Origin of the sequence: Devosia sp. 2618 (assembly GCF_040546815.1) — a bacterium.
Classification (GTDB): Bacteria; Pseudomonadota; Alphaproteobacteria; order Rhizobiales; family Devosiaceae; genus Devosia.
This window is the reverse complement of the sequence record NZ_JBEPOO010000001.1, coordinates 359,320-376,891: the sequence shown is the minus strand read 5'-3', so window position 1 is coordinate 376,891 and position 17,572 is coordinate 359,320. Positions and strand designations below refer to the sequence as shown.

Sequence of the window (17,572 nt, the reverse complement as noted above, 5' to 3'; positions counted from 1 at the left end):
GGTCTATCGCACCAGCGTGTTTTTGAGCGCGTTGTAATCCACCTTGGAGTGATGCCGACGGTCCATAGGCATCCTCGCAATCGACACGACCCGCTCGACGCCAATATCAGCCGCAGCCTTCTGCCATTGCGCCAGATGCGCGTCATCGCCTTCCAGGGCAAGGACGGGCTTGTCGTCGATAGCCACCAAAGCCGACCGCCGAACGCCCGGCCAGAACCGCGATGGCGCTTCGACCTCGAATGGGTAGAGCGTGCCACACCGGCCACTGAGCCGACCGCACAGCCACAGGGCGCCGTCAGTATCGATACGCCCAGCATCACCGGTGCGGTGCCAGATGGTGCCATGGAGGTTCAGCTTGTTCTCTGCATCCCCCTGCCCGCCGAGGTAACCTTTGTTGACGTGGTCGCCTGTCACGACGATCTCGTCATCAAGCAGCTTAAGCCCGATCGCGGCGATGGGCTTGCCAGCCAGCAGCCCCATACCGGATTTCATGGCCTGCCACTGGCTGTCTGAAATCGCGCGCGCACTTTGCCAGGCAATCGGCTCCGCTTCGGTCGAGCCATAGACCGAGACGATATCGGACTGTGCCGGCATGAGCCGCTGCAGCCGTTCGATCAGATCGGGGAATACCGGGCCGCCACCGGTGAATAGCGTCTGCAACGGCACCGCATCAGCTTTTGCCAAGACCTCGCCGATGGATGGCGGCGCTAGCGCGCGCGTGATCTTCTGGCTTTTGATCAGCCGCAAGATACCAGCGGCATCGGCGCTGTCCGGATCGCGCAATTTCCAGTTCGGCAGCACCGACGTCGTACCCCTCGCCAGATTGGCGATGACGAAGACCGGAAATGCCACCAGATCCACTTCATCGTCACGCTGCGGCGCAATCAGCGCATCGAGCGCCGCATCCTGTGCAGCCAGAAAGCCGTGGCTGCGCACGATAGCCTTGGGCTTGCCGGTCGAACCGCTGGTGAAGGAGATCAGGGCGGCATGATCGGGCGTGACGTACGCAAGTGCATCGCTCGCTGCGCTGTCATCGAGGTGCAGATGCAGCCCGACGCCCCACAATTCGGGCACGGCGAACCGCAACATTCCGTAGGCGCCTGATGTCAGCAACGCACGCGGCCGTGTCATCCGCACGGCATGGCGCAGACCTGCGAGCCCCAATGCGGGCTCGGGAAAGACGATGGTCGCGCCGAGGCGCCACAGCCCCGCAATCGCGGCGTAAAGGTCGATGCCGACTGGCATGGCGAGGATCACCCGATCGCCCGCCTTTACGCCACGCCGCCGCCAGCCTTCCGCCAGCGCGCCCGACCGCCGGGCCAGATCGGCAAAACTGATCGACCTCCCATAGCCCGCGACGATGGCCGTGTGCCCGCCACGCTTGCTCGCCGTCTCGATGGAGGTGGCGATAAGGTTCATGGTCTAGAGCCGGAGCCCCATCAGGGCATAGCGGCGAAACACCGTCGCCTTGTGCCGCTGGCTGCGCTCGTTGGAAACATTGCTTTCGTGCATAAGCGCGTGGATGACCTCTTCGTGGCCCATCTCCAACGCGCGGCGGTGATACTGATCGGCTAGCAAATGCCCCACCCCGCGTAAGCCACTGGCATAGGTCTTGAGCACGGCAGCAGGTTTTTCCGTCGCCAACCGATCCGGGAAGCCGAACAGGAAGCCCACCAGTTGCTCATTCGGGCCATGCGCGAACAGCACGTGGCGCGGATCGAGCATGGGCAGGATGGGCCGATAGAGGTCGAGAAATGCGTCGAGCGTAATCGGCTTGTAAAAGTGATTGCCGGCAAAGGCCGAGCCCGACATGGCAAAAAGCTTGCTGATCAGCCCCTCCGCCCCTGTCCCATCCCACGCTGAGACCGTCACGCCTTCAATGCTGACCGGCACCTCGCCCAGCGTATCCACCAGCCGCGCGCGCGATGACACATAGTTCGAGATCGGCGCAAAGCCGGCGCCAGCCAATACCGCGTGGTCATGCGCGCCGCTGCGTGGTTCGAGCGCGAACGGCGCCGAGCCATCGCTCTCGGTCACCACGCGGTAGCTGTGCCAAGTATCGCCGTCCATCGGACCGATGACACCCCCGAAGCGCTCGCTACGCAGCAAGGTGATCGCCTCATCGAGCAATGCCGCCGTAGCGTTCGCATCCTCAAACGCCAGGCCGCCGATGGCTGCGCTCGGCAGCCCGTCCCACTCCGGCGCATCGCGATAGATGCGAAGGGCAGCGCCGGAACGGGTCAGGGTCTGGATTTCGGTCATTGCAGCACAACTCCTCGCAGGAACAGGATCGATGGCACGATCATCGCCAGCCCAAAAATGCGCAGGCTGCGCCGTGACGCGAACCATTCTGGTCGCAACAGCGGCAGGACTACGACGACGATCAGCGCTGCGGCAATTTCGAGGACACTGGGCATGAACCAGCGCGAATAGGGCATATTGGCCTGCGCCGCCCACCACGCCACCCATCCGGCTGCGGCCATGGCAGGCAGGATCAGCACGCGCCAATACTTGTGCATGGCCACAGCCAGAAAGCCAACCAGAGCGCCGGCAAAGGTAAGGTTGAACAGGCTGATCACAGAGCGGCCGCCCGCGTCGCCGACAAACAGCCACAGCAGCGACACCATGGCGGCGACAAACAGCAGGTCATAGTCGGGCCGCTTGCTGTCGCAGGGGCGCAGCGTGCGCGCGGCGAGATAGGCCACGATCGTCAGCGTGGGCAGGATCACATTGTGCAGCGAGACGATGGAGATGATCAAAAACAGCAGGATCGCATTGGCGCGCGCGGCCTGTTCGCTGAGCTTGAGGGTGGGCGCAAGCAACAGCAGGACGACCAGAAATGCCAGAAACACGCCGGTGCTGAATACCAGGTCCAGCGGGCTGCTATCAAGGTGACTGCTGAGCAGCAGAAAGGCTCCCACGGGCACAAAGAGGTTATCCAGCCCGCGCCAGGAATCCACTTCTACCAACGCACAGAACGCCGCGATCAACATCGAAATCAACACGAGGTTGAGCGGCGCGGCGCTGGTCATCAGCACCAGGACGATGAGGCTGGCGAGCCATGTCACGATGAAGAAGACGACGACACCCTCGATGCTCTTGGCGCCGCCTTCAACGGGAAAGCGTCGACGGCCGTAAACCGTGCCCACCAGCGCCGCTGCCGTGTCCGACAGCGTGATGACGAGAATGGGCAGCACATAGAGCATCGGGTGTTCTTCGGCCCGGATGAAGGTGACTGCAATCGCCAGCGCGAGGTAGATTTCGCCATAGGACTGCCGCTCGACCCCGTGCAGGGCACTACCCAGCCCGCCCAACAGCCCGCTGCGGATGACGAACATGAAGAGTATCGCGATGGCCAGCAGGATCAGCACCGGCAGCGGATTGGAAAACAGCAGCGGGAAGGTCAGCGCGAGGCAACCGGTCGCAACATGCACCAGCTTGCGGTTGACCTCGGCGTCCCAGCCGAACCGCTTGCCGAGCCGTCCCACCGCCAGCATGACCAATGGGATTGCCGCCAGAATAAGCGCAACCTTGAAACCATCGGCCAGCGTGAAGCTCACCGGACCTGCTCCACCACGAAGTCCGAGTAAAAGAACGCCTTGTCCGCTGCCTTGCCCTCGACCTCAACCGCCTCAAGCTGCTCGACCCGCGCAGCCAACGCCGTCGGCACGCGCCGCGGCACCATCATGTTCCAATAAACCAGCCGCGCGCCGGGCCGCGCAGCGTCAAGGATTGAACTGTAAACCGAGGCGAAGACACCATCGTCCATGTATTCGAAAATGTCCGACAGATTGAAGCCGTCCGCCTTCTCCCCCGTCGCGACGAATGCTTCGAGCGCGCCGCAGCGCAGGTCGAGCCGGTCCAGCCGGTCGCGAATGGTGGCAAAATGCTCGGCCCGCCAGGCCAGCGGCAGCGCCGCGCCGTGATTGCCCTTCAATATCCAGTGCAGATAGGGGTTTTCGGCCGGGTCGAGATCGACACCGGCATGGCGCAATTGGCGGGCAACATGATCCGACAGGCTGCCCTCGACATGATCGAAAAACGCCGGATCGCGCCCCAGACGGCCCATCACGAGATTGGAGAAAAACACCTTGAGCGCCAGCCGCCAGCGCCAGTTGTTCCAGCGCCGGTCAAAGAACGCCGCCCGCTCAGCCCTTGGCTTGGCGACAAATACTTCTTCGATGGTCGACCGGCTCTGCGCCAGCGGCAGGATATAGCGCCGGAACAGCCGGAAATAGTTCTCGAACTTGCCGACCCCACCCAGCCCATAGCGGATAACGTCGTCCCGCCGGCTGGCCCAGAATGCCTGATCCTCGGCGCTGACCTGCCTGACGATGGCATCGAACAGTTCGCCCCGCCGAGCCGACTGCCGCGAGCCCATCAGATCGATGAATCCACCATGGTCGAGCGTCCGATAGCCGGCCATGCGGATCGACAGGCACGCGATCTGCGCCGGTGACAGGTCAATCGCCACGACCCGTTTTGGGTCGAGCAGCAACATGGCCAACGCATTGTCCCCGGCCGAGGCAATCGACACCAGCGTTGCGCCCGGCGCGGTATCGAGCGCGGCCACCAGCACGTCGGCATCTTCCCAAAGCTGGGCATAACGTATGGCGTCAAACCGCGCCCGACCGGCAATATCGGCTTGCGTCATGCCAGCCGCCTCACCTCACCTGTGGCACCATCGACCTCGATCATTTCGCCATCCTCGATCCAGTCCATCGCGCCCTTGATGCCGACAACGCAGGGAATGCCCAGTTCGCGCGCCACGATGGCTGAGTGCGACAACAGGCTCCCGCGCTCGACGACGATAGCCGCCGCATTGCTGAAAATGGCGATCCAGCCGGGATCGGTGTGCCGAGCGACCAGGATCTCGCCGCGCTTCAGGCCCTGCTTGCGCGGATCGCGCACCACGCGCGCCACCGCCGTGATCTTGCCCGCGCTGCAACCCGTTCCCTTGCGTTCCAGCGCCATGTCGACGGGCCTGGCTTCAACTGCCAACCGCGACTGCAGACCCGCCACAGCACCACCGCGCACCAGAATGCGCTCGCCTGGATTGGCGCGCCGTGCGGCGGCCTCCGTCTCGGCCTTGCGCATCCGCACCAGCGCCATCAGATCCTGATCGACGGCAAAGCCCTCGATGGCGCCGAGCACTTCGGAAATGGTGAGGTAAAACACATCATCGTTCTGCTCCAGCAATCCCTGCGCCCGGAACTGCCGGCCCACCGCGCGCAGCAGATGCCGCGCCCGGCCAAAAATTCGCGTCCGTTCGAAGCGCAGATTTTCCCGGTCCCGCACCCGGCGCTTGGCCCAGCCCAGAGCCGCCCGCGCGATGGCCTTGCGCACCGGGCGGCCTTCGAACAGCTCGTCCAGCGTCGGCCCGGCAATGCGCACCTGCTTTTCCACCGGGGCCTGCGCTGCCGCGCCGATGGCCCGATAGAGCGGCGTCGGATCGCGATCCAGCGTCACGCTTTCGAGCTTGAGTTCCTCTGTGCAGCGCTCGGAAAATTTGGCAAGATAATCGTCGATCGATTGTTGCAAGGCCGGATTGGCATCGAGCAAATCGGCGCTGCCTTCGCTGAGGCTCCGCACCAGGTCCCGGTCACCCGCCGCCTGCCGCCCCATGTCCTGAATGCGCCGTGCCGGTTCGGCTGAAATCATGTCCCCCTGCCCGATCATGACCTCGTTATGCAGTTCCAGACCCTCCGGCCCCGCCCAGCGCTCGAGCAGTTTGCGCGAGGCACCAAACGCCATCATGCACAAAAAGTCATTGATCAGCGGCGCGTCCCAGCGGTCCAGCAGATCGGCCTCGATCCAGCGATAGCGATCCGCCAGCTCCGAAGTCGGCAGCGCGTCATAGGCCGATGCCGGCTCCTCGAGCGCATCGTTCAACCGGGCATAAAACCCCTTGATCGTGAGGTTGAGCCAAAGCGCCGCCCATGCCAGCCGCAGCCCGACGCCGACCACCCGCAACCATTCTCCGATCATGGCGAGGCCGCGTGGCTTGTCTTCTTCCATGCTGGCCACGAATTCCGCGGGCAGCGGTTCGTTGACGCCCATCATGGTTTCCATATAGCCGCGATTGATGGAAAAGCCGGGCAGCAGCGCCAGCGCGCGATACCAGTTGCCGAGATTGTAATAGACCCGCCCGTCGATCCGCGAGAGCATGTTGTCAAACACCGCCGCATTGTCGCGCACCGTGCTTTCGCTGACCCCGACCACGCGCACAAAGGCCCGATAGACCCGCGAATAGGCATATTGCGCAAAGCTATGGGTCAGTGGCGAGACCAGTCCCGGGTAGCTTTCGACGATATTGGAATTGTCGAACACCAGCAGCGTCTCGTCGGCAATGGGCGCCTCGCGCAACGCCGTCGTGATGGGCCGCGCCTGCAGCAGCCAGAGCTGCTGGCCCTCGAAGGCCCACTCGATATCCTGCGCCTCACCCATCGCCGCTTCCAGCTGCTCTGCCAGATTGCGCAGCTTGGCGAGATCGCCGCGCGACAGGAGCGGATCGGCTGGCCCTTCGACGATTGCCCCATTGGTCCGGTCGATGCTGTAGGTCTGTCCGTCCTCCTCGCCGCCGACGAGCCGGTCGCCCAGCCCGGCAATGGCCGAGATGATGATGCGGTCGGTCCGGCCACTGACCGGATCGGCGGTAAAGGCCACACCCGCGCAGCGGGCGTCGACCATCTGCTGGATCAAAACCGCCGGCTCGCCACCGTCGCCGCTCAGCCCCTGCTTGCGGCGATAGACACCGACATTTTCCGCCAGTCCGCTGCGCCACACCCGCGCGGCAGCCTCCGGCACATCATTGGGCGCCACTTCGAGCAGCGACAGAAACTGCCCGGCATGGGAATGGTTCTTGCCATCTTCCTCACGCGCCGACGAGCGCACTGCATAGGGGCCGGGACCCAAAAGCGGCAATTGCCGCGCCAAAACCGCCGCGTGTTCGGGCGCCAGCACACCTTTGGCAAAGGCCTCTGGCGTCACCACCAGAAAGCCCGGTACATAAAAACCCTTGGCCGCCAGCGTCATCAGCACAGATGCCTTGCCGCCGACCGTTTCAGGGCCCTGCTTGGCGATCATGTGGAAAATCGGATCGGTCATAGCGTCAGTCCCTCCGGCAGCAAGGGCACGAAGCCAGCCAGTATGTAACAGGCAAGAACCCAAATTCCTGCCAGATTGTCGATTGCCTTTTGCCCATCGGGCGTCGGCTCGCGCACAAATTTCAGCACATTGGCGGCGATGACAACCAGCAGGACAAGGCTCAACCCGCCGATGCTCAGCGGCGCGCCCACCATTGTGCCGACCGTCAGCAGCAGCATCCAGGCCAGCACGCATACGGCGAGCCATAATTGCGCCGAACGAGTCGAGCCGAGCAGCGCCGAATAGGTTTCGACGCCGGTCCGCTCGCTGGCCGGGGCCCAGGTCTTGCGGCCAATTTCAAGCACGCAGCCATTGACCAGGCTCAGCGCCAGAAAAGCCCACATGCCCTGCGGCGGCAACCAGCCATGCGGCAGCCATTCGGTGCCGGTCAGGTAGAGATCGATCAGCGCCATGATCGCCATATGCGACACGAGATAGACGAAAGGCCGGGCCTTAAGCCATTCGGGCACGAAAAATTCTGCCGTCATCAGTCCGAGCCAGACCCAGACCAGAGCAAGCGGTACCAGCAGGAGTGGCGTCACGCTGACTGTGAGCACGATCGCCAAAATAGCCGCCATGCCCGCCAGCGACAGGATCAGCTGGAGGCTGACCAGACCTGACGGGATGGGCCGCTCGGGCCGGTAGCGCCGGTCGTCCTCAAGGTCCTTGTATTCGTCGCAGGCGCGGAGCTGGAACAGGAAGATGATCGCCACCAGCCACGCCGCAAAGAACACGCCCCAATGCGGTAGCGCTCGCCCCGCCAGATGCGCCGAAACGCTGATGCTCGATGCCGAAAAGGCGGCCAACAGCACTGCTGTCTTGCCCAGCGGAAACCGCTCGGCCTGATAGAGCCACAACCTGCGCCATAGACCTGAGGCCGCTTCGGGATGGATCGTCGTCATCGCAAGCGCGCCAGTTTGGCATGCGCCCGGGTAAAGTGCCCGGCCGCGATGGCGGCGATGATGGAAATTTCGCCGCAGAGGCACAGCGCACCGACCACTTCGGCAATCGCCGAAGCCTTGCCCGCGCCCTTCAAACCCATAATGCCAAGCGCCGCCGACTGGCTCGGCAATCCCGTGCCGCCGCCAACAGATCCGACCACGATATTGGGCATGGTGACCGAGAAAAACACACTCCCGTCACGCTTTTCAGCGCGGGTAAAACCCACTGCCGATTCCGCAACACAGGCCGCGTCCTGCCCGGTGGCGATGTAGAATGCCGCCAGCCCATTGGCGTAATGCGCCTGCGCGCCGAGCTGGCCGCTCAGTGTCGAACCCAAAGCCGCAACCCGGCCATAGGCCAGCATGGCTTCCGGCTCGACATGGAGGAATTTGCGGATCAGCACATCGGGCAGCTCGATGCTCGCCGTCACCTTGCGCCCACGCCCCATATGCAGGCCAAGATAGGACGCCTTCTTGTCGCCCGAAAAATTACCCTCGATAAAGGCATGACGCGGCTTGATGGGCGTGTGCTCGGCGATAAAGCTGCACAGCGCCTCGGTCGCCACCGTCACCATATTCTGCCCGGCCGCGTCGCCGGTCGTGTAGCGACAGATCAGAAACACCGTGTCGCTGTCCATGAAGGGCTCGATGGTGATCAGCTTGCCATGTCGCGTGGTGGCTTCGGCCGCCGACTGCAAAAGCTCTGCTGAGGCCGCCACCCAATTGATGAACTGCCCCGCCTCCAGCATGTCGGCAAAGACGAAGGCCGGCGTGCGCAACACGCCTTCCCCGATCATCGCAGAGGTAATCCCGCCAGCCCGCGCCGTAATGTCCGCGCCACGGCCATAGGAGGCGACCAGCGCCGCTTCGGTCGTCGCCAGCGGCACGTAATAATCGCCATGCGCATTGATGCCGTTGATGCGCAGCGGGCCGACAACACCAAGCGGCATTTTGACGGTGCCGATAAAGCTCTCGATGTTGCGGCTATACCCCTCGGCAAGCTCCAGACTAGCCGGATCGGCAATGGCCGCTTCGTCTTCCTCGGACGCACTGCCATGCTCGCGTAATTGCGCCCAAAGCCCCTGCGCTGCTTCGGCACTCGCCTGTTGGCGCGGCCGGATGCGCGGCGGCAATGGTTTGTTGGCGGGAGCCGCAAGTCTCGTCGAGAAATCGGTGTGCTGGGAACGGGCGCGCAACAGTTCGAGCATGCGCTGCACAGTCGTGGGAATAAGATTGGCCAGCTTATGCCTCCCTATAGCCTGCCGCCATTCCAGCAATAACAGGTGTCGCGCCCAACAATGGCCCGACTTGCACTGTCATGCCACACCGATCGCTAAAACTTCCTCATTGCGGGATATGTCCAGCGACAGATCGTTACTTTGGCGGATAACGATCTGCCGCAATGGCGTCCCAGATGCGTTCGGCGAGGGCGGTTTTGCTGACCACCGGAAAGGCCTGCGAGGCTGCGCCGCGACGCAATAGCGTGCCGCCGTTTGTGGAGACCTGGAAGCCGGTGTCGCTGCTTTCGCCGTGACGGGCAACGGGGTTGGCGAACAGGTAGTCGAGGCGTTTTCCGTCGAGTTTGCGCTGGCCGTTTGCGACGACGTCATCGGTTTCTGCGGCAAAACCGAAGAACCATTGCCCGGACGCGGCGTCGCGCAGCGAGCCCAGCACGTCGACCGATGGCACCATGTCGAGGCTGACCGCTTCGCTGGCGCGCTTCAGCTTTTGTGCGGCCGGATTGGCGACGCGATAGTCCATCACCGCGGCTGTTGCGACCACGCCCTGTGTCTCCGGCAAGATGCGCAGGGCTTCGGTCGCCATTTCCTCGGCGGTGCGGACTTCGATGACGGTCAGCCGATCCGCTGTGCCGAATGGCGCGACCGGGCGCACGACGCCCTTGTCGATCCCGAGCACGACACTGACCTTGGCCCCGCGCCGCAAAGCGGCCTGCGCCATGGCGGCGCCCATCTGGCCAGTGGAATGGTTGGTGATGTAGCGCACGGCGTCGATGGGGGTCGTTGTCGGACCTGAGGTGATCAACAAATGGAGGCCCGCCAGTGTGTCGGAGCCTTGCTCGGACACCTGGCTATTGATCGCCGCGACGATGCTGTCGACGCTAGCAAGTTTGCCGACGCCGATCTCGCCACAGGCCAGAATGCCGGCGGCTGGATCGACGAAGCGCGCGCCGGCATTGGCGAGGGCATGTAGATGCTCCTGCACCACCGGCTTGTTCCACATCACGGTGTTCATCGCCGGGGCGATCAGTAGTGGCGCATCCGTTGCCAACACGACCGTCGACAGCAGATCATCGGCGAGACCGAGTGCCAGCTTGCCCAGCGTATTGGCACTGGCCGGGGCGATGACGAACAGGTCCGCCCACCGCGCCAGATCGATATGCTCGGTGCCGGAAATATCCTCACCGAAAATCGTCGACCGGACTGGATTGCCGCTCAGCGTTTCGAGCACCAGCGGCGTCACGAACTGGGTGGCGCTATGCGTCAGGATGCATTTGACGTGATGCCCCTGCTTGACGAGCTGGGAGACGACGTCGGCCATTTTGTAGGCAGCGATGCTGCCGGTGATGCCGATCAGTATATTGCTAGCCATTGCCATGCTCCTGCGAAACTGTTTCGGCCCAGCGCTTGGACCAGCTCGGCACCGGATCGCCCGGCGCCGCCTCTGCCAGATATATAGCGCGCGCCATGGCACGGCTAAGGCAAACCGCCGCCGCATGACCGAGATGCAGGATATCGAGCACCGGGTCGGCAATCGGCTTTTCGCGCGTCGAAAGCGCAAACACCAGATCGCCGTCGACCTGGCTATGCGACGGGCTGGCGCCGCGCGCGATGCCGTCCTGCGCCGCAACGGCCAGACGCTTGACCTGTGACTTGGTCAGCAGCGCATCGGTCGCGACGATGGCGATTGTCGTATTGGCCATCGGGCCGGAAGGGTCGCGCTTGGAGCGTACAGTCTGCTCGAAACTCATCGGCCCCAGACGGCCACCAAGCCCACCAAATTCGCCATTGACTTCAAACGGCGAGGCCCAGAAATTTGGCGCATCCCCCATGGTGACGCTGCCCGTAGGATTAGCGACCACGAGCGCCCCAACCACATGTCCGCTCGGCAAAACCAGCGATGCAGAACCCAACCCGCCCTTGAGGTTGGCTGTCAGCGCGCCCGTGCCGCCGCCGGCCGAGCCTAGCGCGAAGTCGAAGCCCGCATTGGCATAGGCCTGCGCGCCAAGCGCGGGATAGGGATTGGCCTCCCAATCCTTGTTGCCACCATTGAGCAGATCGAAAACGATGGCCGCCGGCACAATCGGGATAGTCGCATTGCCGACGCGGAAGCCTCGTCCCGCGCGGCGCAGGCCATCGACCACGCCTGTCGCCGCATCCAGCCCGAATGCCGAGCCGCCCGACAGCACCAGAGCGTCGATATCTTCGACCAGTTTGTCGGGAGCCAGAAGATCAGTCTCGCGGGTTCCGGGCGCGCCACCCATCACATCCACCGATGCCAGAAAGGGCTTGTCGGCGGTCAGCACTGTAACGCCGGTTTTGATGTGTCGATCTTCCGCGTTTCCAACCCTCAGGCCAGCAACGTCGGTGATCAGATTACGCGGTCCAGCGATCAAATAACTATTCCCTGCTCAGTTCGGCCTCGACGTGCCGCAGCATGCGATTGACCGGCAGACCATCGGGGTCCCAGGTCCGGCGCATTTCCAGCATTTGCCGCGCAATCACCCAATTGCCAAGCTTGAAATGAGCATCGAGCAGAAATTGGCCGAATAGATCGCGCTGCGCATGACTACCACCAATTTCCTGCATGCGGGGATTTGCCTGCCCCAGCCAGCGCGCCGCACCGGCATAATCGCGCCGCGCATGGGCCAGAACACCGCGACAGGCCGGCAGCGCCACCTCGCGCCACACCGTGCGATCAAATCCATCGGCGCGCTGCGCCTTGTCCTCCACCGCTTGCATCAAGATATTGGCCTCGACGCGCTCGGCGCGGGCCAGACCATAGAGATATTGAATGGTGAGGAACGGTTGGATCGTGTCACGCGCTCGGCTGGCCAGCTTGTCGGCCAACGCCTCCCAGCGGGCTCCGACGTCGATGCCCGCCACTTCCATGCGCGCCAGCAGCGACACTGCGCCGACCTGATCCTGCGAATAGTCCGGCTCGATGCCCCAGACATGATTGTCATAGGCATCGAGCACCGCCGCTTCATCACCGAGGCTGATGTGGAACAGCGCCTTGTGCCACCAATTGTGGGTGTACATGAAGGAGTTGAGATCAACCCAGCCGCGTTGCGCTTCGTCGAGAAACGCCACGCCCTCGCGAACGCGCCCGGTCGCGAGCATGACATGGGCCAGCGCATGTTGCGCCCAAGGCTCCTTGCTCTTGATCGTCAGCGCGCGCCGCGCCTCCTTTTCCGCCCGATCCAGATCGTGCAATTGCTCATGGGCAAAGGCGAGCATCCCCAGAAGGTGCGGATTGTCCGGCGATGCGCCCCGCGCCTTCTCGGCAATGGCCAGCATGGCCAGTGCATCGCCCCGGTTGAAGCTGAAGTACTGGTGCAGTTTCACCGAAGCCAGATCGCGCGGAAAGGCATCGACGATGGCGTCACCCACCGCCTGCACGCGCGGAATGTCGCCGGCAATCCACAGCGACAACTGTTCGAGCAGCATGCGCTCCCGTGCGTTCGCAGTTCCGATCGCGGCCTGTGCGCGATCGCGGTAGATCGTGGCCTGCGCCTCGGCCCCGGCGGCTTCAAGAAACATCCAGCTGAAACCAGCATAGATGTTTGCCAGTACCGCTTCTGGCTCGGCATCGGCCGCCGCCAGCACATGGCCGGCCTTGCGCTCATAGGCCAGAAAGCCGCTGACGAAATCATCGACACCGGCGCGGGCGCCCGCGCTCATCGGGCCTATGGCGTTGCCGAATATGTCCTCGTCAGCCATGGGCTTTACGCGGCAGCTTTGAGCACCTGCGCATCATTGTCGCGCAGGCGGCGCAGATAAAGCTCGGTGAAATCGGCAGGCGCCGCTTGCTGGACGCTTGGGCGCGCGGCGAGTGCCTTGCGCCAGACCGAAATCTTGGGCAGGTCCGCCGTCACACCAGCGCTCACGGCTGACTCCAGCGCATCGAGCTGGCGAAACGCTGGCGCAAACACCGCATCGACCAGACTGAAATGCTCTCCGGCAAAGAACGGCCCGCTGATAACGCCTTCAAGCCGCGTCAGCTTGGCAACCAGTGCCTGCCGTGCCGCGTCGAGTTCGCCAGCATCCTTGGCCGTGCTGAAGCGGTAGAGATCACCCAGCACCTGCGAGCCAAATTCGATCCATGAGCGATGCTGCGCCCGCTCCAGCGCATCTTCGGGATGCAGCCTAACACCGGGAGCCGTTTCTTCGAGATATTCGAGAATGACCGCGCTCTCAAAAACGATTGCTGGTTCAAGACCATCGCGTTCGACCTTGAGCACGGGCACTTTGCCCAGCGGCGAAATGGCCAGGAACCAATCAGGCTTAGCCGCCAGATCGATATAGACCACGTCGAAATCGACGTTCTTTTCCTTGAGCGCAATCACGGCACGCTGCACGAAAGGGCAGGTCGGGAAACTGATAAGGGTGAGCTTGCTCATGCTGGTTCTCCGCGCGAAGTGAGGGATGGCTGCGCCGACGCAAAGCGCTGTCGTTGCGCAAATAATATCAACCTGCCACCGCCGTTGCCAGCAAAGCCGGTGCGCCACATGTCGATAGTGGACAATGAATAGGCGCCATTTTCTGCTTAAAGGCAAAGCCTAGGCCGGGCAGGAAAAATGGATTGAGGGGCGCTTGCCCCTCAATCTGGTTGTCGAGACTAGCCCTTCTGGCCCTTTGGCGTGCTTGGATCGGCGCTCCAGTCACCCCAGCTGCCGTCATAGAGCTTGATATTGGTGTAGCCGAGGTCGCGCAGGGCAGCGAGCTGGTTGGAGGCAACATTGCCCGAACCGCAGGTGGTGATGATCTCGCTATCCTTCTTGACGCCGATAGCGTCGAAAGCGGCAACCAGTGCCTCAGGATCGTTCAGCGCCGCCTTGTTGTGCGACACCGAGATCGGCACGTTGAACGAGCCGGGGATGAAGCCCTTGTTGTAGCTGTCGGTATCGCGGCTATCGATGATGAAGACGCCCGGCTGTTCCAGCTTTGACAGGACATATTCCTTGTCGACGATTTCAGCCTTGGCACGGTCGAGCACGAAGTTCGACGCGGTTGGAACGGACGCTACGTCGGTGGTTGCACCGGTCCAGTTGGCGAGACCGTTTTCGAGAATATGGATGTGCTCAAAGCCCGACTGGTCGAACGCAATGAAAGCGCGACCGGCCAGATCGTCGCCATAAAGCACGATGGTGTCGTCATAGGAGAGGCCCGCCTTGGCGAACACGTCCTGCAGCACAGCTGTCTCAGGGATTTCATTGCGTAGGCCATTGGCCTCGATGCTGATCACTGGCGTCGGAATGTTGATTGCGCCGGTAATGTGGCCGGCCGCATAGGCTTCCGGCGCGCGGATGTCGATGATTTTGACCGTCGAGGTCGAGGCCAGTTCTTCAAGATATGGCGCGTCGATATAGATGCCCTGCCCCACTTCGCCACCCGCGAAAATGGCCGGCAACGTCACGGCATGGGCGGCAGTCAGCGTGGATGCCGACAGCAGCACGGCGAGCAGGCTGGTACGAAGACCTTTGGCGATACGCATTGTGTGTTCCTTTGTTGAGGACGGATGGAGGATCAGATTTCGGGTTCCCAGCCCGTCAGCACGCTTTCCCAATCGGGGAAGTTGATGAGCAGCCAGGTTTGAATGGTGCGGTCGAACCCGGTGAGGATCAGCACGGCCGCAAGGATCAGCAGCGCCCCGAAAATGGAGCGGATCAGCACCGTATGGCGCTGCAGAAAACTGACGCGGCGCACCAGCGCGCGGCCGCCGAAAATGACGGCCCCCATCGGAATGGCCGTGCCAATGGCATAGGCGAGCGTCACCGCAACAGCGCCGCCGGTGACGCTCTGGTTGAGCGCCATGGTGATGACCGAAGCCATGATCGGGCCGACACAGGGCGTCCAGGCCAGACCCAGCCCGCTGCCGAGCACGAGGCCGCCCCAGAAGCCGCCATTGTCTGGGAAGCGCGCCGAGAGACCGGCAATGCTGCCGGTGCGCATTTCAAACCAATGGCCCAGTTGCGGCACGGCCAGCACCACGCCGCAGATCAGCAGGATGATGCCGCTGAACAAGCGGAGCGCGTCGGGATGCAACCCGATGGACGACACCAATGTCGCCAGCAACAGCGTGATCGCCGCAAAGCTGATCACGAAACCGGCGAGCACACCCCATGGCCGCAGGCGCCCTTCTTGCACGGCCGATGCCAGAATAACCGGCAGCAGCGGCAGCACGCATGGCGACAGGACCGTGACAAAGCCGGCGATGAAAGCAAGAACCAGCGTCATCAGGATGGAAAGATCGGGCGTGTGTTCAGCGCACGGATACCGCCGCCGTTCCAGATCTGGGCCTTGGTTCCATCAGCATTCACCTGCACATAGGTGTTCTGATAGGTGACGCCATACAGCGCCTTGAGTTCGGTTTCGGCGTCATAGTCGGCGATCACCAGCGTGATCCCCGGCTGCACCTCAGGCCAACGCGCTTGAAACGAGGTCATCGTCACCTTGCAGGTGGGGCACCAGTCGGCGTGGAAATAAAGGATGGTCGGACCCTTTTCCGCCAGCGCCTTCAATTGATCGACCGATTCATAAAGCACGGCATCAGCCGGAGGCAGCTCAGCAGGAGCCTCTTGCGCCCAGGCCGCAGGCAGCGCGAATCCCGTTAACGCGGCACCGACAGCAAGCAACAGGGCAGCACGTCTCTGCATGAGAAAACCTCATCATATCAATATGTTAATGCAAAATTTTTGACTGAAAACAGCCTTCGGAACTTGCCAAAGGATAAGTTAAATCTATAGGACTAGTCGAGTAATCGGTCGACCGTTCGCTCCGGCTGACCGGATAATTTGTTCTAATTTCCTGCACCGATTCAGAACGAAGCGCCTCCACCAGCGCTTCACCGGAAGCGGTCGTCTCTCAAGTCTGGACGCATCACAATGAGCCAAATTTCAGCCACGGCTGCCCCACCCTTACCAAGCACAAATCGCATCACGGTCTATGTCGTCGCGGCCGTCATTCTCCTCGGCACTCTGGTCATTGCCCAAGCCATCGACCTGCGCCAGGCGGTTTTGTTTCTGATCGGCGGCGGGCTGGGCGCGACGCTTTATCATGCGTCGTTTGGCTTTACCGGCGGCTGGCGGCAATTGGTGGTTTCGCGGCGCGGACGGGCAGTGCGGGCGCAGATGTTGATGGTCAGCGTTGCCGCAATCGCCTTCATCCCGCTGCTGGCGCTGGGCTCGTTTGGTGACCGCAGCCTTGTTGGCGCCACTGCCCCGGTTGGCGTTTCGGTGGTGTCTGGCGCAGCCCTGTTCGGCCTCGGCATGCAACTGGGCGGCGGGTGCGGTTCGGGCACATTGTTCACCGTCGGCGGCGGCAGCGCGCGCATGCTGGTGACACTGGTGTTTTTCATCATCGGCGCGCTGGCGGGCACGGCTCACCTGCCGTTCTGGCTGACGCTCCCATCCGTACCGCCCATCGTTCTCGGCAGTGTTTTGGGCGTTCCGGGCGGTATCGCCGCAACGCTATTGGGGCTGGCCGCGGTTGCCGGACTGACCGTTGTCATTGAACGCCGCGCGCATGGCGAACTGGCCAAAGTGCCGCCTGCGCCGCGCCATGGCTTTGCTCGTCTATTGCATGGCCCATGGCCTTTGGTTGGCGCAGGCCTCGTGCTCGCCCTGCTCAACATCGCGACGCTTCTCACCGCGGGCCACCCATGGTCGATCACCGCAGGCTTTGGCCTGTGGGGCGCCAAGATCGCACAGGCGGTCGGTGTGCCGGTCCAAACCTGGGAGTTCTGGACCTGGCCAGCGCAGGCCCGCGCGCTTAATGACAGCGTGCTCGCCGACATCACCTCGGTCATGGATTTCGGCATCATTCTGGGTGCCGCGCTGGCCGCCGGCCTCGCCGGTCAGTTCGCCCCCAAGGCCAAGATCCCGCCACTGTCTTTCGCGGCGGCCATCATCGGCGGCCTGATCATGGGTTACGGCGCGCGCCTGTCTTTTGGCTGCAATATCGGTGCCCTGTTCTCGGGCATCGCCTCGGGCAGCGTACACGGTTGGGTGTGGTTCGCGTCGGCCTTTGCCGGCAGCTTCCTCGGCATCTATGCCCGTCCCCTGTTTGGCCTTGATGGATTTAAGAAATGAGCGAACGCAACACTCTCCTTTTTGGCACGGCTCTGGCAGTCGCCGGCGTCGCCATCGCGGCTGACCACTATGCCCACCGCGTTGCTGCGGCTCCCGCCGCAGCAGCAGTGAGCATTGCACCATCCAGTGACGCATCGCCCTGCTCGGCGGGCTC

At 62.9% G+C, this 17,572-nt stretch carries 15 protein-coding genes; 1 reads left to right on the top strand and 14 read right to left on the bottom strand.

The window, feature by feature from the left end:
• Nucleotides 1-3 precede the first annotated feature (3 nt).
• From ABIE28_RS01815 to ABIE28_RS01750, 14 genes are all read right to left on the bottom strand, one after another.
• Nucleotides 4-1,419 (bottom strand): AMP-binding protein, encoded by a 1,416-nt coding sequence (locus tag ABIE28_RS01815; RefSeq protein WP_354059580.1) that lies wholly within the window; start codon nt 1,417-1,419, stop codon nt 4-6.
• A gap of 3 nt (nt 1,420-1,422) precedes the next feature.
• A complete protein-coding gene (locus ABIE28_RS01810; RefSeq protein WP_354059578.1) occupies nt 1,423-2,262 on the bottom strand; it encodes a hypothetical protein in 840 nt (279 codons plus the stop codon).
• Entirely contained in the window at nt 2,259-3,560 is a 1,302-nt protein-coding gene (locus ABIE28_RS01805; RefSeq protein ID WP_354059577.1) for a diacylglycerol/polyprenol kinase family protein, read from the bottom strand. The genes ABIE28_RS01810 and ABIE28_RS01805 overlap by 4 nt, the downstream gene beginning before the upstream one ends.
• Nucleotides 3,557-4,654, bottom strand: a complete 1,098-nt coding sequence (locus ABIE28_RS01800; RefSeq protein WP_354059576.1) for a BtaA family protein — start codon at nt 4,652-4,654, stop codon at nt 3,557-3,559. The genes ABIE28_RS01805 and ABIE28_RS01800 overlap by 4 nt, the downstream gene beginning before the upstream one ends.
• Nucleotides 4,651-7,107, bottom strand: a complete 2,457-nt coding sequence (locus ABIE28_RS01795) for a PEP/pyruvate-binding domain-containing protein (RefSeq protein ID WP_354059574.1) — start codon at nt 7,105-7,107, stop codon at nt 4,651-4,653. Before ABIE28_RS01795 ends, ABIE28_RS01800 begins: the two co-directional genes overlap by 4 nt.
• Nucleotides 7,104-8,048 carry a UbiA family prenyltransferase gene (locus tag ABIE28_RS01790; RefSeq protein ID WP_354059572.1) on the bottom strand — a complete coding sequence of 315 codons (945 nt, stop codon included), beginning with the start codon at nt 8,046-8,048 and terminating at the stop codon, nt 7,104-7,106. The genes ABIE28_RS01795 and ABIE28_RS01790 overlap by 4 nt, the downstream gene beginning before the upstream one ends.
• Nucleotides 8,045-9,295: a hydroxymethylglutaryl-CoA reductase gene (locus ABIE28_RS01785; RefSeq protein WP_354059570.1), complete on the bottom strand. Its 1,251-nt coding sequence runs from the start codon at nt 9,293-9,295 to the stop codon at nt 8,045-8,047. The genes ABIE28_RS01790 and ABIE28_RS01785 overlap by 4 nt, the downstream gene beginning before the upstream one ends.
• Nucleotides 9,296-9,461: 166 nt before the next feature.
• Nucleotides 9,462-10,697 carry a bifunctional phosphopantothenoylcysteine decarboxylase/phosphopantothenate--cysteine ligase CoaBC gene (gene coaBC, locus ABIE28_RS01780; RefSeq protein WP_354059569.1) on the bottom strand — a complete coding sequence of 412 codons (1,236 nt, stop codon included), beginning with the start codon at nt 10,695-10,697 and terminating at the stop codon, nt 9,462-9,464.
• Nucleotides 10,690-11,721, bottom strand: coding sequence for a P1 family peptidase (locus ABIE28_RS01775; protein ID WP_354059567.1), 1,032 nt, complete (start codon nt 11,719-11,721; stop codon nt 10,690-10,692). Before ABIE28_RS01775 ends, coaBC begins: the two co-directional genes overlap by 8 nt.
• Before the next feature lie 4 nt (nt 11,722-11,725).
• Nucleotides 11,726-13,048, bottom strand: coding sequence for a tetratricopeptide repeat protein (locus tag ABIE28_RS01770; RefSeq protein WP_354059566.1), 1,323 nt, complete (start codon nt 13,046-13,048; stop codon nt 11,726-11,728).
• A 5-nt stretch (nt 13,049-13,053) separates the two neighbouring features.
• The gene (locus tag ABIE28_RS01765; protein WP_354059564.1) at nt 13,054-13,728 is read right to left on the bottom strand and encodes a glutathione S-transferase family protein; all 675 of its coding nucleotides are present in this window, start codon (nt 13,726-13,728) and stop codon (nt 13,054-13,056) included.
• A 218-nt stretch (nt 13,729-13,946) separates the two neighbouring features.
• Nucleotides 13,947-14,822: a sulfurtransferase gene (locus tag ABIE28_RS01760; RefSeq protein WP_354059562.1), complete on the bottom strand. Its 876-nt coding sequence runs from the start codon at nt 14,820-14,822 to the stop codon at nt 13,947-13,949.
• 32 nt (nt 14,823-14,854) lie between these two features.
• The gene (locus tag ABIE28_RS01755; protein WP_354059560.1) at nt 14,855-15,565 is read right to left on the bottom strand and encodes a cytochrome c biogenesis CcdA family protein; all 711 of its coding nucleotides are present in this window, start codon (nt 15,563-15,565) and stop codon (nt 14,855-14,857) included.
• Nucleotides 15,565-15,984, bottom strand: coding sequence for a thioredoxin domain-containing protein (locus ABIE28_RS01750; RefSeq protein WP_354059559.1), 420 nt, complete (start codon nt 15,982-15,984; stop codon nt 15,565-15,567). Before ABIE28_RS01750 ends, ABIE28_RS01755 begins: the two co-directional genes overlap by 1 nt.
• A gap of 228 nt (nt 15,985-16,212) precedes the next feature.
• Between ABIE28_RS01750 and ABIE28_RS01745 the strand changes: the two genes are divergently transcribed.
• On the top strand, nt 16,213-17,418 hold the full coding sequence (locus ABIE28_RS01745) for a YeeE/YedE family protein (RefSeq protein ID WP_354059557.1): 1,206 nt from the start codon (nt 16,213-16,215) through the stop codon (nt 17,416-17,418).
• Nucleotides 17,419-17,572 lie beyond the last annotated feature (154 nt).